Origin of the sequence: Citrobacter sp. RHBSTW-00570 (assembly GCF_013739755.1) — a bacterium.
GTDB lineage: Bacteria > Pseudomonadota > Gammaproteobacteria > Enterobacterales > Enterobacteriaceae > Citrobacter > Citrobacter braakii.
In genome coordinates this window covers 1,287,690-1,303,139 of the sequence record NZ_CP056399.1, presented here as the reverse complement: position 1 = coordinate 1,303,139, position 15,450 = coordinate 1,287,690, and the positions used below count along the sequence as shown (strand labels likewise).

The following is a 15,450-nucleotide window of genomic DNA, read 5'->3' as shown; positions in this document are numbered from 1 at the left end:
AAGGTAGGTACAGAGGTTGTCAATTCTGACTCATGCCAGGCTATCAAAACGGGTAATCAATAGTGCAGACCGGAACCCTTCAGATTTACGGCCAGTTCGCCCAATTTAGTATCAGGGTGTCGATGACACATTTTAATCATCTTCGGTACAGCGACAGTTTCCACCTCATGCAGGGGAACATAATCATCGCCTTTAAAGTCCGAATTTTTATTAACAATCACAAAGGCTATTGCTGTCATGTATTGCCGACTCATATCAACGAATTCTTTACAGGTCATATCTTGTGGCGCCGCTTCCGTTGCCTGTGTAGCAAAAGCACGGCTCATCGGCGCCATAACAGAGGTCATAAGAATAGCTGCAGAGACAATCAATTTAATATTCACAATGCGCTCCAGAAGTAGCATTAATTTTTATCGGCGAGTTTTTCAGTTTGTACCAACGACGCATTTCTGCGCAGACTGATAAAAGCCAAAGAACTAAAGATCATCTCAACGCCTATAAAGATGGAGGTAAACACATAAGAGCGGTCGGGATCCATATTCAGCCACACGGCTGCAATAAGCAGGTCAAAAATACCGATAAAAATATTCCATCCATAGCCCGGACTGCGGAACATTTTGACGCCGGAAGCAACACGAAAAATCCCGCCAAGAATAAACAGGCAGCAAAAAACCATTGCCAATGAATTCATACCTATCACAGGATTTTCGAGGAAACAGTATCCTAGCAGCAACCATGCGATAGCAAAAAAGGCATAGGTAAATTTGGCTTTCAACTGCTTTTTACCCGAGGAAAAAAGGCTGTAAATAGAATAGAAGCCACACACAAGGAACATAAAACCTGTTGCATAGCTTAAGTAAACACCTGCAGCGATTGGATAGATTAAGCAGCAGATGCCGCAAACCAACAACAGCACGGCCATGATTGTGGCGTGTCTTTTATAATGAAATAGTGTTTTTTCATTAAATGCTTTCAGGCTACGCTGATTAAAAACAAACATACATCCTCCGTTACATAGAAACGCAATGTAACCTACTAATAAAAGAGTAATATTCACTTAATACATATCACTTACAATGGAATGATAAGACTTTCACTCCGAATTCGTATATAAGAATAAAGGAATGTCATTATCCGTATAATCTTACACGTGTCAGACGTCTGACACCTGTAAGATTAAACGCTCATTATTCTATCCTGGCTCTGATTCCACTCTTCGAAGTTATTTAATATGCTTATTTCGTTTGGTGAGATATACCAAATTTATTCAGGAGAAAGTAATGAAAAAGATTATTCTTGCAGGTCTGCTTGCAACCATGATGGGCTCAGCCCCGGTACTGGCAGCTACCACTACCACGCCGGCACAAACTGCTACCGCCAATGTACAAAAAGAAGCTGCCGATATTATGCAGGTCGCAGTACAAGGTGCAAATGCGATGCGTGATATTCAGCTTGCCCGTCTGGCCCTGTTTCATGGACAGCCTGACAGTGCTAAAAAGTTAACCGATGACGCCGCTTCCCTGCTTGCGGGTGACAGCCACGACTGGGCGAAATTTGTAAAAGCTGCGCCTAAAGCCAAGATGATTGACGATCAGTACGTGATTATTAACGCTACGATTGCGCTGTCAGAAGACTATATTGCCACCCCAGCTAAAGAATCCGCTATCAATACAGCGAATGGCAAAATGGCTAAAGGCGACTGGAAAGGTGCTGTGGATACCTTGCAACTGGCGGGTATCAGCGTGCTTCAGACCCAATACCTGATGCCCCTGAATCAGACGCGTAAAGCCGTTGCCAGCGCTCAAAAACTGCTGTCTTCAGGTAAATACTATGAAGCAAACCTTGTGTTAAAGGGTGCTGAAGAAGGCATTGTGATCGATAGCGAGATGCTGGGCGCAGGCCAGTAATACTCAGCACTACGGAGTGTTGAACCAGGACTTTCTCTCCTGATCGGGTTGCTACGGCAACCCGATCAGGGGGGTTAATGGCTAATCAGACTGTTAATCTCAATCTCAATTTCCCGCATGACGGCAACAATCTTCTGTAATGCTTCCTGGCGTACTGCCAGAGGAAGATCATCATGTCGCATCGATTCAAAAGGTTCGCATAGCGTCTGAAGAGCAGTAATGCCCAGAATTTGCGCCGAACCATGCAACCGGTGAAGGGCTCGCAAAAACAGCTGGGGTTCGTCTTGCTCAACGGCTTTCTCGGCCGCCTGTAAATCGTTAAACGTTGCCTCGCGGAACGTTTCGAGTATCTCGTTCATTAATGCGCGATCGCCGCCGGTATTTTCCGTCAAGACATTGAATTTGAGATGCCGAATTGCACAAGGAGACGAATAACCGGTTTCGATTTTGCTTAATTCATGCGTCAGTGTCTGAATCGACACGGGCTTAAACAGACACAAATTCATGCCGTTTTGCAGACACCTGTCACGTGACTGTGGGAGCGCGCTGGCCGTCAGTCCCCATATTTGTAAATGAGGCTGCTGACGACGTAACGAAGCCGCAAGATCAAACCCGTCCTTCTTCGGCATATTCACATCGGTTATCAACAGGTCGTATGATTTTTTAGCCAGTTTGGCTTCGGCTTCCTCACCATCACACGCTTCATCCACGCTGTAACCAATGGTGTTCAACTGTCGCTTAAGCAGCAGGCGATTGGTCGGGTTGTCATCTGCTATCAAAATAGACAGACACGGCAGCGGCAACAGCGCACCTGGCGTGTTGCTATCCGGTACAATTGACTGGCGGGCAGTCTCAACCGGCAGCGTTATGGTAAACGTGGTTCCTTGCGCCGGGACGCTCATCAACTCCAGCGTACCGCCCATCAGCGTCACCAGCTCTTTGCAGATAAATAATCCCAGACCAGACCCCGTTTGTTGACGCCCACAGCGCCCCTGAGCGTAGCGACGAAACAGCCCGGCCTGCTCCTCTTCGCTAATCCCGCAACCGGTGTCGCTAATGGCGATGGTCAGGGTACCGTGATTCTCCCCGTCAGGTGTTAAACGGGCTGTCACATGAATGCTACCCTGCTCGGTAAACTTGAGCGCATTGCCCACCAGGTTGGTGAGAATTTGCCGCAAAGCTTGTTGATCGACAAACACCCGCTCGTTTGCCGGCAACTGACTTACGCAAGCAAGCGTAACGCCTTTCTGTCTGGCTAAGGCATCAAAAGAGTGACACTGCAATTCAATGAGCTGCGAGAGATCCGTCCATTGAGGAACAACCTGATATTTACCAGACTCAATCTTATCAACGTCCAGAATCTTACCGATCAGCCCAAGCAGTGACTGGGCTGTCGCTGCGGTAAGAGCAATCGCCTCTTTTCGTTGTGCCGGGCTGAGTTCTGAGCTCGACAGTAATTCCAGAAAGCCCACAATCGAGCTGACAGGGGTACGTAATTCATGGCTCATGCTCGCAAGAAAGCGACTTTTGGCCTTGGTTGCTTCAATCGCTTTATTTTTTTCGGTTTCCAGTTCTTGAGACAATGCCTCTTTGAGATGAAGCTGCTCTTCCAGCTGCCGCTGCGATTGTTTTCTTTTATTTACCTCACGGGAGAGTGAGATCCCCCAGATCAGGCTAATTGCTATCAGCAACAGCGCAAACACCACCAGTTGATAGAACTGTTTGCTATACCGACTCCAGAGATCGACCTGCGTATTAGAAATTTTCGACCACTTCTCCGTCATCTGCAAAATCTCACGCGGCGGTATCGCCTGCAGCGCTTTATCCATTACGGACTTCAACATGGGCTCGTGGGGAGAAACCGCAAAGCTCACCGACGCGCCAGGCATATCTGGTAGCCTAAAAAAGTGCATATTTTTCTGGTAGTCATGATCGACCATGAACCTTGCCGACAATTCGGTAGCAATTGCCGCGTCAACCTTGCCATCCCTGAGCATAGTCATCGCGACGCTGCCAGTATCAGCATCCACCCAGGTGGCCTGCGGGTAGCGTTGTTTCAGGTCACTTTCCAAAACATGCCCGGCGGGCAACGCAATACGGATCGGTGTATTCAGTAACGAGTCGGCCGTTTCATCGCGGGAAGTGATAATCACAAACGCCACATTCATCAGCGGATCGCTAAAGGTCGAATTGTGCTGATTTTGATTTGTCAGGGTGATAGTGGGATACATATCCCATCGTTCGCCGCTTATTTGTTTGGTCTGTTCACTTTTGGTGTTGGCCAAAACCGGCTCAAAATCAATCCCCGTTTGCAGATGAATAATATTCAGCAAATCGCCAAGAATTCCACGTAACTCACCGCTGCGATCGACAAGCGTGTAAGGCGGGTAATCTGGATTGATAAGAATGCGAATAGTATGTTTCTTCTTCAGCCACGCTTTTTCCTGATCGGTAAAAGGAATAGGCGCATTCAGAAAAGCAAGGTTACCGCGGTTCAGCCAGTTCTGCATGACCTGCATATGAATTTCATTACTGATTGACGTAATGAAACCATCAAGAATATTTCTTAATACTGGCTGGTCGTCCTTCACCACAAAATAATTATATTGCTCTTGTTTATCAAAGTAGTGCGTAATAACCAGTGATTGCGAAAAATATCGGGAGACACAATGACTGCTGGTGATATTGTTCCCAATATAATATTGGTTATCACCGTTCACTACCGATGCCATGGCCTGATACTCGTCGTCGTAAAATGAGACTTTAGCTTCAGGAAAAGCATCCTGGATAACATCAAGAAAAGGACAATCTCGCACACACGCGACGCTAACCTGATGCTCCGAGGTCAGCGGCAGCATGGTGTTTTTTAGCGAGGTCACAAGCGTCGGCCACGTCGTCAGTAATGCCGAAGTGCGCAATAAATGGCCGCCGACATCTTGTCGCCGGGACAGCTGAGTTATCAATGTATCTACATCGTTACTGGTAAGTGCGGTCAGCGCTTCTTGCTCATTATCATACTGCTTTATAACAATTTTTATATTGAGATTCTTTTGCATTAGCGCAAGATAATCCGCGTTGACGCCCCGATAATATTCACCGCTATTTTGATAAACAATGGGGGAGACTTCCGGTAACCAGGTGCCAACAACCAAGGTTTTTTTATGCGCTAACCAGTTTGTTTCTTCCCTGTTCAAGCCGATATGTTGTACTGAGGTATTATAGTTACTTTTTAGCTCAACTTGCCGGGCTGAGCTTACACCCGTAGAAAACCCGATGGTAAATATGACCATCAAAAAAATAAACAAGCGTTCCAGCATTACTCTATCCTATTTTATTTCTTTGCGCATAATCATAAATTTCCATTAATGACGAGCAATCTAATTTCTCCATCAAACGGCTTTTATAGGTGCTTACCGTTTTATTACTGATGTTCATTTTGCTGGCAATAGTGCTGTAATCCATACCGTTAAGAATATAACGCAACACTCTCATTTCCTGGGTCGACAACGTATCAAGCTTATCCTGTTCGCTGACAGATGAGCCAGTAAAATGCTCAAGGGAAAAGGGAAAATAGCTATACCCATTTTTTGCAGCTTCGATTGCGGCAAGAATATTATTCATACCCTCTTTTTTACTCACAAATCCGTTGGCACCGTATTCGGCGCTACGTTTGCCGTAAAAAAATTCATTTTTGGCTGAAATGATAATGATTACACCAGCATAGTGCCGCTTTCGCAGTTGCTCCAGCACTTCGATGCCGCTGATACCCGGAATATCCACATCAATAATCAGTAGCTCCGGCTTAGTTTTCTCAACGGTTTGGACCACATGCTCTCCGCTGTCGAGCTCGGTGGTTACGGTAATACCATTAGTATCGAGTAAGTTGCGGATGGCTATGCGAGCTAATGGGTGATCATCAACGATTATCGCGTTCATTGCGTATAAGAATCCCGATAAATAAAGAGAGGCGATGGCTATCGAGCAGGTGAGCCTTAAGCATTATAATTTATAAAAATAAGGCGTTATCAGGTAAATCCTAACACATTCACACGTATATTTATTAGTTTTTTATAAAAACGAAGAATAAGGTATAAATGCAACACTGCATTTTACAAATTTTAAACCTTGAGCCTATCTAAATATCAAACCATTAACACAACCAAAAGGAATATTCCTACATGTGTAGGATAAATCTCTCATTTATTATGATTCATTCTTAATGGCCGGGGTCATATAACCAAGGGGAGTTTTCATCACAACGGCAAAGGTGTATATGCAGAATAGCTATCTAAGAATCATTTTTATGCCAGGTCAAATCTGGAGAAAAAGATAATAAACCTGCTGATTTGATAGTAAAACGCTCTGTGGCTCAGGAATCAGCAGAGCCACAGGAGTCAGTCATTAATCAGGCTTTACTGGGCAACGCCCCAATAGCATGGGAGCTTTTCACGGTCAGCGTAACGACGGCAGAACACAACAGCGCGGCAATCATAAAGATAAAGGCGCTGTTATAACTTCCACCACTGCTTTGAATCAGCCAGCCGATGATAGGTGCAGAAACGACTCCCGCCATCTGACCGCCAAAGTTAACGATCCCGGATGCCCGCCCCATGATGTTGCTGGGAATGGTATCCATCAGAATGCCCCAGAATGTCGCCATGGCGAAGAACATGAACAGGGCTGAAATACACTGATAAACCACCGCCATATCTGCACTGCTCACGCTGAAGGTCAGGTACAGGAAACCCGCGGCAATAACAGAGGTCACGACATACAACGTTTTACGCTGGGGTTTAAATTTATCTGAGCAATAGCCGCCTAACAACGTTCCGCCTGCGCCAAACAGGAAGGGAATGGCCGCCATGACGCCGGTTTTTGCCAGAGAAAACTCACGAACGGTGATCAGGTAGCTTGGCAGCCAGGTTGAAAAGCCCCAGAAGGTGATATCAAACAAAAACCAGATACTTGCCATTTGCCAGAGCACCGGCATTTTGAGGACGTCTTTAAACGCGATGCCGCTGGTGTTTTGCAGGCTTCCCTGCTCGTCAGCAGCCAGTTCCGCCAGATCCTGCTGCGTAATTGCGGGGTGATCTTTCGGATTGTCACGGGTAAATAAGTAAATCCCCGCCGCGATAAACAGACCCGGAATACCTAGCACGATAAAGACCATGTGCCAGCCAAAGGCCCCGATTATACTTGCGGCTACCACTACCGCCAGCGCCGGGCCTAAGGTGTTTACCGTTGACTGAATCGCCGTGGCGCGGCCACGTTCTTTCGACGGGAAATAGGTTGATATCATCTTCCAGGAAGCCGACGGGAAACAACCTTCACCAACACCAAAGAAGAAGCGAACGGCCAGCATTAGCGGCAGCGTCAACACGGCGCCGGTTAAGCTGGTGAAAACAGACCACCAGGCAATACCGATGGCCATGATTTTGCGCGAACCAAACTTATCCGCCAGTAAACCGCCGGGAATTTGAAACGCGGCATAACCAATAAAAAAGGCGCTAATAATTAACCCTTGTTGGGTCGTATCCAGATTTAAATCTTTGCCGATATAAGGGAGCGAAACGCTCATCACCATTCTGTCGAGAAAAGAGAGCAGCCACGCCAGCCAGATCAATGTCAGGACGGTATACCTTGCTTTCCAGGTCTTTGGTTTACCTGAAGGTAAAGACGTTTGTAGGTTCATTGTGATGTCCTTAGGGTGTAGTGATCTACCGCGGCCATAAATGGTCGCGATAAATCAATGCGTGTTTAGCGTTATTTATTAATATTGTTTTCTAATAACCGTACCGCTACAGGCATAACTTTCAGTGCCATTGATTAAGGCAATGCGCCCATTAACCATGACAATTTCAATCCCTTCCGGATATTGATTGGGTTCAACAAAAGTGCCCTTATCGGCAATGGTGTTAGGATCGAACATCACAATATCCGCCGCATAACCCACTTTCAGCAGCCCACGATCCTGCAGGCCTAATACCTCAGCGGGTTTGCCAGTCATCTTACGGATTGCCGCTTCCCAGCTCAGACATCCCTCTTCACGCACATATTTACCGAGCACACGAGGGAATGCGCCAAACACGCGCGGGTGCGGTTTGCCAGCCCCCATTAAACCGTCGGTACAGACGTTTTGCTCAGGACGGCAAAGGAACTTAATCACATGCTCTTCAGTACCGTAAAAGTCGACCATCCCAACGGCGTTTTCTTCTTCAAACAGCAGATCGAAGGTGGCGTTGTACGGATCTTTTCCGCGTAGCTCGCCCAACTGAACGAGGTTCAGACCGACGGCATCCTGGTTTTTTGTCGTTTTCACGCTGGTGACAAAAATCTGGTCCAGCCCGGCAAAATCGATAAAGTTATCCCAGCCAGGAATGCCCTGCTGAATATCGTCGATCATTTTGGCGCGCAGTTCAGGCGAGGCCAGCCGCTCAAGTAATTTGTCAGTGCCACCGGAGTGGACCCACGGCGGCAGGATCACGCCGAGCATCGTGCTACCCGCCACATACGGATACTGGTCGAAAGAGATACGAATCCCCTCTTCCTGCGCCTGTTCCAACATGCCCAGCATCTGGTCAATCAGCCCCCAGTTTTTCTTACCGCAAACCTTCATATGTGAAATATGCAGCCAGACGCCAGTGGCGGTGGCGATATCAATCAGTTCCTGCGTTGAGTTGATAATATCGTCTGCTTCACTGCGCTGATGCACCACAAAGATCCCGTCATATTTCGCCGTCACTTTGCACAGTTCAATCATTTCGGCGGTATCGCCAAAGGCGCAAGGCATGTAGATGAGCCCAGTGGAAAGACCAAACGCCCCCGCTTGTAACTCCCGCTCAAGGATTTCGCACATCTTCGCCACATCCTCACGAGTAGAGGGGCGCCCATCCAGGCCCATGGCTTCCATGCGTACGTTGCCATGCGGAACTAAATACGCGAGGTTTGTCGCCGGATGACGCGATGCCAGCAGATTGAGGTAGCCGTCTGTGTTTTTATATTTCCAGTCTATTTTGTCGGTATCGCCATCCAGTCCGGCGATATTTTTACGCCAGGCCGGAATATATTCTTCAGGTAACGGCGCCAGGGCGACACCATCCTGCCCTAACAGCTCGGTGGTAATACCCTGACGAATTTTTGCCGACAGCGCGGGGTTAATAATGGCCGACAGGTCAGAGTGCGTATGGGTATCAATAAAACCAGGGCAAATAATTTTTCCCGTTGCGTCAATAACCTGCTCATTAACGCCAGCGTCAATTTGACCGATTGCGACAATGCGTCCTTCGTCAACCATCACATCGGCAATTCTGCCTTCACTGCCCGTTCCATCGATTACATTTCCGTTTTTGAAAATGGTTTTCATCGTTATTCTCCATAGCGGTGTCGCTTCACGACACCACTTGTAAGGTAAGAGGTTGTTATCTTTATTTTTATTGGCGATAGAGTGTCTGAATGATGCTGTAATAGCCGCTGGCCGAGCCGGTTAACTGATCAATCTCGATATATTCATCGATGGTGTGGGCCAGGTTTTCGCGTGAAGGTCCGAAGCCGATAGTTTTAATTCCCGCTTCGCCCGCATAGTGGCTGCCGTTGGTGCAAAATGAGTACTGTGTGATGGTTGGATTAAACCCGGCCTCGCGAACGCCAGCCAGAGCGGCCTGCACGAATTCGTCAGACTCGTCATACACCCAGCCCGGGAAGAAGCGCTCGCCCTCAATCGTGGCACCGGTATAGCAAGACTCCTGACCTACCGCGTAGGAGACACGGGCCTTAAACTGCGGATCCTGTGCGGTAAGTTCCGCAAGCGCATTTTCCAGTGGGGCAATAACACTTTCTTTGGTTTCACCCACCAGCAAACGACGATCGTAGGTTGCGCGACAATAATCCGGCACTACCGAAGCTCCCGGGTATGGCGAAGATTTAATGTCGGTAAGTTCCAGAATGCCAGGCCCCAGTACCGGGTGCGATGGCGGAGTGATTGTGCGAATTTTGTCGATCAATTGCGCCATTTTGTACACCGCGTTAATGCCTGCCTGCGGGTTGGCGGAGTGCGCGGGTTTACCAAACGTTTCGACCACAATTTCAGCGCGGCCACGCTGACCAATTTTCAGGTTTAACTCGGAAGCTTCACCGATGATCACGTAATCCGGCTTATAGCGCTCGCTGACCAGCCGGGCAGCAATACCTTCAAAGCACTCCTCATGCACGATGCAGGCAACGTAGATTTTGCCGGCAAAATTACGCTGATTGTCCTGGCCGAAAAAACCCACGGCGGAAATCATCGCCGCCACGGCACCTTTCATATCGGTTGTACCGCGACCATAAATTTTGCCATCGTCGATATCGCCGCCGTACGGGTTGCGGCTCCACTTCTCTTCGTTGACCGGCACGGTATCGATATGTCCATCGAGAACCAGCGTTTTCCCCGGCTGATTGCCGACAATGCCGCCCACAATGTTGCCGTACTTATCAACGTGGATGTCATCGAACTGGTAATGCTGCATCATTTTTTTTATGGCATTAACCACTTCCCCTTCCTGACCGGAATAACTTTTTTGTTGGATCAGCGCCTGACAGTTTTTAATGACTTCATCAATACGTTTTGCAGATAACATGGGTTTCTCCGTTATTTCTCTCAATCAGGAAATGTGTTATTTGATGCCCGGGTACTGACCGCCCCAGACAATATCCAGATATTGTTGTGGGTCGGTGTCGCCTTCGGTACTGACCAACAGCACGCGGGAATGCGCATCCAGCCCCAGTTGTTCACGCGTTTGCGCCAGTTCAGGTGAGGTCATCAGCAGCGCCAGCAGACCGGAAGTGACCGCGCCGGACTCACCAGATACGATCTGCGGATCGCCCGCCAACGGATTACCCAGCATGCGCATGCCCAGCGCTGCAACTTCATCAGGGCAGGAGGCAAATGCGTTGGCATAATCACGTAGCAGTTTCCAGCCGATGCTGTTCGCCTCACCGCAGGCGAGACCAGCCATCACGGTTTGCAAATCGCCGCCCACCGCAATTGCATCCCCCTCTTTAGAACGGGCAGAGCGGTAAAGACAATCGGCAATTAACGCTTCAGCGACGATCACTTTCGGGCGGTGTGCCCCCCAGGCTGCCGTCACCATTCCCTGCACCATTCCGGCAAACGAGCCAACGCCTGCCTGAACAAAAATATGCGTCGGCGCAACCTGATGCAGCTGGTCTATCGCCTCCAGCATCAGCGTGCCGTAGCCCTGCATAATCCACTGCGGGATTTTTTCATACCCTTCCCAGGCGGTATCCTGCACCACAATCCAGCCATGCTTTTGTGCTTGTTCCGCGGTCATGCGAACCGCATCGTCATAGTTCATATCGACGATTTCAGCGGTAGCGCCTTCATTACGGATGGAGGTCAAACGCTGCTGCGAAGAGCCCTTCGGCATATAAACCACGGCGTTTTGCTTCAGCTGGCGCGCCATCCACGCCACACCGCGACCGTGGTTGCCATCGGTGGTGGTGGCAAACGTGACGGTTTGGAGATCGCGGCGTACCTCTTCGCTGGTCATCACGTCAAACGGCAGTTCACTGATATCCTTGCCGATTAATTCCGCGATATGGCACGCCATCGCATAGGAGCCGCCCAACGCTTTGAAGGCTTTCAGGCCAAAACGCTGAGACTCATCCTTGAGATAGATATTTTTAACACCCAACTTTTGTGCAAGAGCCGGCAGCGTATATAACGGCGTCGGCGCATAACCCGGAATAGACCGATGAAAATTCAACGCTTTTACCAGTTCCTGGCGACTAAACGGTGCCAGCGGCGCGTTTGGATGTTCAGTAAACGGTGTCTGGTTGATAAAAAATGATAAGTTTTCCTGCATCATAAAACCTCATTGTTCTGGTATTTCACTCCCTGTAATAGACGTATACAGAGATATTTACGCTATCGGTATTGCCAATAGAGCAAAATGCTTACCAGTTTTTTATTAATCGAGTAAAACCTTATAAATATTTTAACAAAGTCTTTATTTTCAAATAATTAAAAAGAAACCGAGATGGGCACTGAAAAATACCACAGCGTTAGTTTATCGCCTCGTTTGATAAATTCTCACAATTGATAAATAGTGTGATCGCGGAAGATAAAATAAAAAAAACATCCAAAAACAGAGCGGTAGATTGATTTTTCGCAAATCATTTTTGCATTGCTTCGCATATTTATCATCTCCCTTGAGAAATGCCACTCACTGCCGGAGAAGTACCATGATTTCAGTACTCAGCAATATCCAGGATGATATCTGCAATTATGCCGACGCTATTTCTGGCATAACCGGAACGGATGTTGAAATCATCGATGAATCCTTAATGCGCATCGCTGGCACCGGTAAATACCGACATATGCTCAATGAAAACGTGGCAAAAAATGGCTACATCTACCACCACGTTTTGCAGGTCCGAGAAACGGTTCTTATCAAAAACCCCGGCGAACATCCGCTGTGTCAGTTATGTGAAAAACACCACTACTGTTCTGAAATGCTGGATTTGAACGCACCAATTTTTCTCAACAATCAAGTGATTGGCGTGATCGGAATTATTTGCTCAACCCAGGCGCAGCGTGACGCGTTATTGAGCCAGATTGATAAATTTGTCACTTTTATTGAGCAAATCGCGGTGATGATCTCCAGTAAGGTCTTTGAATGTCTGGAGCGTTTACGCGCGCAGGAAACCCTCGGCGCATTTCGGCGTCTGATCGATGCCATGGACCGCGGCGTTGTAGCAATTGATGGCAATGGTCTTATCTGGCATGCCAATCATTCAGCCGATCGCATTCTCAACCGCGAAGTTCAGGGATTACCGCTGACCATTGAAACAACCGGGGACAGTTTGTATGGCGATGAAGAAGCATGGCTGACGCTTGAAGGCCAGAAACACCATGTACTGTGCAAACAAATTTCGCTCTCCTCGCTGGATAACGATCGCTTAACGATGGTCATCTTTCGTGATGCGCACGACTACCTGAGTAACCTTACTCCATCCCCTTACGAGTCTGACACGCAGGTGCGGCTGATTGGTCACTCTTCCTCAATGGAGCAACTCAGAAGCACCATTAGCAAAATTGCCAACAGCTACGCCAGCGTGCTCATCACCGGGGAAAGCGGCTCGGGTAAAGAGGTCGTGGCATTTGCCATTCACCAAAACAGCCCCCGTAAAGCCGCCCCTTTCGTGACAATCAACTGCGCGGCAATCCCCGAGCAACTACTGGAAAGCGAACTGTTTGGCTATGTACGCGGTGCATTTAGCGGTGCAGATCCCAAAGGACGAATGGGGAAATTTGAACTGGCCAACGGCGGCAGCCTGTTTCTGGATGAGATCGGCGATATGCCGCTGCACCTGCAGGCCAAGCTGCTCAGGGTGTTGCAGGAAAAAGCGATCACCCGCGTGGGTTCTAATAACATCATTAATATTGATGTGCGCATTATTGCCGCGACCAACAAAAATATTAGCGCGATGGTGGAGAATAATCAGTTTCGCGAAGACCTTTTCTATCGCCTGAATGTCGTCCCTCTGGTGCTTCCTTCCCTGCGTGAACGCAGGGCTGATATCGCCGTCCTCGCACAATACTTTGCCGATGAGTTTTCGGTCAGTTACCAGCGTTCACCGCAAAAACTGCCCGATGACGTTATTAATCGCCTTTATGCCTGGCACTGGCCGGGGAACATTCGTGAATTACGCAACGTCATCGAATACATTTTTGTGATGCGCGGAGAAGCCGCCGGGATCAACGCCAGCCATCTGCCCCCTTATTTACTCTCCCCGGCTGACAGCAGGAAAACCACGATGACCGCACAACCCCGACAGCTGGCGAACCAAGGAAAACAAGCGGAAAGGGACGCCATCGAAAATGCCATCCAGCGATTTGGTTCAAGCGTGGAGGGCAAAAAACAGGCTGCATCAGAACTGGGAGTCAGTATTGCCACGCTCTATCGAAAAATAAAACTGTATGGTTTGTGAGCCCCACTTTTTTAACAATTAAGCCCGCGTAGCGCATAATGCAGTTCAGTTAACGCCTCTGTATCAGAAAGCAACAGTCTGTATTGGCGGAGGTAATGAGCATGCCATCGCAGAGAAAGGGTTCCGTTCACCTCATGTTCATCGTGTCTCTGAAACACCGACTCCTGTGAACGTGTTAAGGGTACTATCGCCGTACCCTTAACAATCCCGGCTCCCGGCGGGAAAATTGCCGCTCCGCGGTCCCCTCCGTTTATTCCTCCAGGCTACCGGGCCGGGCGCGAGGAAACTTCCCTGTAAAACGCGCCCTGAACCCGCATCCCTGCGGGTTCTCCCGGCCTTACGGAAACACGTCGGCAATTTTCAGCCGGACCAGCCCACACCTGACCCCCTGCGTTTTTTATCTGAACAGCAAAACAGAGTTAACTGGAAGTCAGTGCGTTGCAGCGATGACCCCGGTCCGGCTGAAAATCGATGAGGCGTTAACGGCTGACCGGGTCTGCCCGCAGGGATGCGGGCAGAGGGGACGGCCTGCAGGGACGCAGGCCCGGCCCCGACCCGACAGGCAGACGGCATAAGACGAATGAATCGCGCAGCGACGATTTTCCCGCCGGGAGCCTGGGTTGCAAGGGAGGCGGCGGTGAGCCTCTCTTGCACGTTCACGGGTATCTGAGCCTCAGAGAATTGATATCGCTGAGGTGAACGGAACCCTGAGCCGGAATCACATGTTCTCCATACATGCTTAACTGAACGGTATTGCGCGTAGCGCGGGCTTGTGGTGGGTATAACAGAGCAAATTAAGTACAGGGATACTTAATCAAACACACCATTGATAACCGCGGTGACAATTGCCGTGCTCAGTGCAATCAACACCAGATTGTCGCCAACAACCTGCCATTCATAACCTGGGTAATACGGCAGTTGATTCAGCATCGAGGATGGGACACTTTTCTTAGCGATCCCCGGAGGAAGTGGTTTTCCTCGCGCCAGATTTTTGGCGATGCCCGGAGGCAGTGACTTATATCCCGTCAAACCATATCTGACGGCGTACTGCCTGGCCACGTTATAGCTAATATCACTATCAACATGATCCGGCTTGCCATAATTTTTACGCTGTTCCGATTGCGAGTTGTTTTTTGGGCCTGGGTTTCCTTTCTGGCTATGACTGCTATTACCCTTATTCCCACTATTACCATGGTTGCCGCTATTACCATTTCCGTTGCCATTACCGGGGTTAGCCGAAACGGGGATAGCGCACATCGACATCGCGGCAACGGCAACTAAAGCCGTTGCTAAAGTACGGAGCCTGGACATGATGATTCCTTAAGATATGGATACATACAAAATGTATGGTATTGCGTGAATATTGGCTATCGCTATGAATCCGATTTATTGGCAGAAAAACGCTGTCGCTTTGCAAAGTGAGCAGCTTTGATTGACCGTTTTTTAAATTAAAAACCGCCATTCCCGTTAACTCAGATCGGCAAGCGACAGGCACAGGATCTGAGTTTTTGGGAATAACTTCGCGAAAATGGAGAGAAAACGGCGTTTTTTT

The 15,450-nt window shown here is 48.6% G+C and carries 11 protein-coding genes; 2 read left to right on the top strand and 9 right to left on the bottom strand.

Annotation, left to right across the window (positions count from 1 at the left end; all coding sequences use genetic code 11):
• Nucleotides 1-56: 56 nt before the first annotated feature.
• Nucleotides 57-347, bottom strand: coding sequence for an HdeA/HdeB family chaperone (locus HV237_RS06220; RefSeq protein ID WP_233592848.1), 291 nt, complete (start codon nt 345-347; stop codon nt 57-59).
• A 56-nt stretch (nt 348-403) separates the two neighbouring features.
• Nucleotides 404-1,000 (bottom strand): DUF308 domain-containing protein, encoded by a 597-nt coding sequence (locus tag HV237_RS06215; RefSeq protein WP_047358942.1) that lies wholly within the window; start codon nt 998-1,000, stop codon nt 404-406.
• A gap of 280 nt (nt 1,001-1,280) precedes the next feature.
• Here HV237_RS06215 and HV237_RS06210 point away from each other — a divergent pair, with 280 nt between their 5' ends.
• On the top strand, nt 1,281-1,907 hold the full coding sequence (locus tag HV237_RS06210; RefSeq protein WP_016154099.1) for a YfdX family protein: 627 nt from the start codon (nt 1,281-1,283) through the stop codon (nt 1,905-1,907).
• A gap of 74 nt (nt 1,908-1,981) precedes the next feature.
• Here the strand turns inward: HV237_RS06210 and HV237_RS06205 are convergent, their stop codons facing one another.
• The 6 genes from HV237_RS06205 to dpaL all read right to left on the bottom strand — a co-directional run bounded on the left by HV237_RS06205 (nt 1,982) and on the right by dpaL (nt 11,770).
• Nucleotides 1,982-5,224, bottom strand: coding sequence for a transporter substrate-binding domain-containing protein (locus tag HV237_RS06205; RefSeq protein ID WP_181541749.1), 3,243 nt, complete (start codon nt 5,222-5,224; stop codon nt 1,982-1,984).
• A gap of 4 nt (nt 5,225-5,228) precedes the next feature.
• Nucleotides 5,229-5,843: an acid-sensing system DNA-binding response regulator EvgA gene (gene evgA / locus HV237_RS06200; protein WP_016157256.1), complete on the bottom strand. Its 615-nt coding sequence runs from the start codon at nt 5,841-5,843 to the stop codon at nt 5,229-5,231.
• A gap of 469 nt (nt 5,844-6,312) precedes the next feature.
• Nucleotides 6,313-7,599 (bottom strand): MFS transporter, encoded by a 1,287-nt coding sequence (locus HV237_RS06195; RefSeq protein ID WP_047358943.1) that lies wholly within the window; start codon nt 7,597-7,599, stop codon nt 6,313-6,315.
• 78 nt (nt 7,600-7,677) lie between these two features.
• Nucleotides 7,678-9,270, bottom strand: coding sequence for a D-aminoacylase (locus HV237_RS06190; RefSeq protein ID WP_047358944.1), 1,593 nt, complete (start codon nt 9,268-9,270; stop codon nt 7,678-7,680).
• Nucleotides 9,271-9,337: 67 nt separating this feature from the next.
• A complete protein-coding gene (locus tag HV237_RS06185) occupies nt 9,338-10,522 on the bottom strand; it encodes a YgeY family selenium metabolism-linked hydrolase (protein ID WP_047358945.1) in 1,185 nt (394 codons plus the stop codon).
• Nucleotides 10,523-10,558: 36 nt separating this feature from the next.
• Nucleotides 10,559-11,770 (bottom strand): diaminopropionate ammonia-lyase, encoded by a 1,212-nt coding sequence (gene dpaL, locus HV237_RS06180; RefSeq protein WP_047358947.1) that lies wholly within the window; start codon nt 11,768-11,770, stop codon nt 10,559-10,561.
• A gap of 379 nt (nt 11,771-12,149) precedes the next feature.
• Here dpaL and HV237_RS06175 point away from each other — a divergent pair, with 379 nt between their 5' ends.
• Nucleotides 12,150-13,898: a sigma 54-interacting transcriptional regulator gene (locus HV237_RS06175; RefSeq protein ID WP_047358946.1), complete on the top strand. Its 1,749-nt coding sequence runs from the start codon at nt 12,150-12,152 to the stop codon at nt 13,896-13,898.
• A gap of 810 nt (nt 13,899-14,708) precedes the next feature.
• On the opposite strand, the gene HV237_RS06170 is transcribed toward HV237_RS06175, so the two are convergent.
• The gene (locus tag HV237_RS06170) at nt 14,709-15,209 is read right to left on the bottom strand and encodes an anti-virulence regulator CigR family protein (protein WP_016154103.1); all 501 of its coding nucleotides are present in this window, start codon (nt 15,207-15,209) and stop codon (nt 14,709-14,711) included.
• Nucleotides 15,210-15,450: the final 241 nt, after the last annotated feature.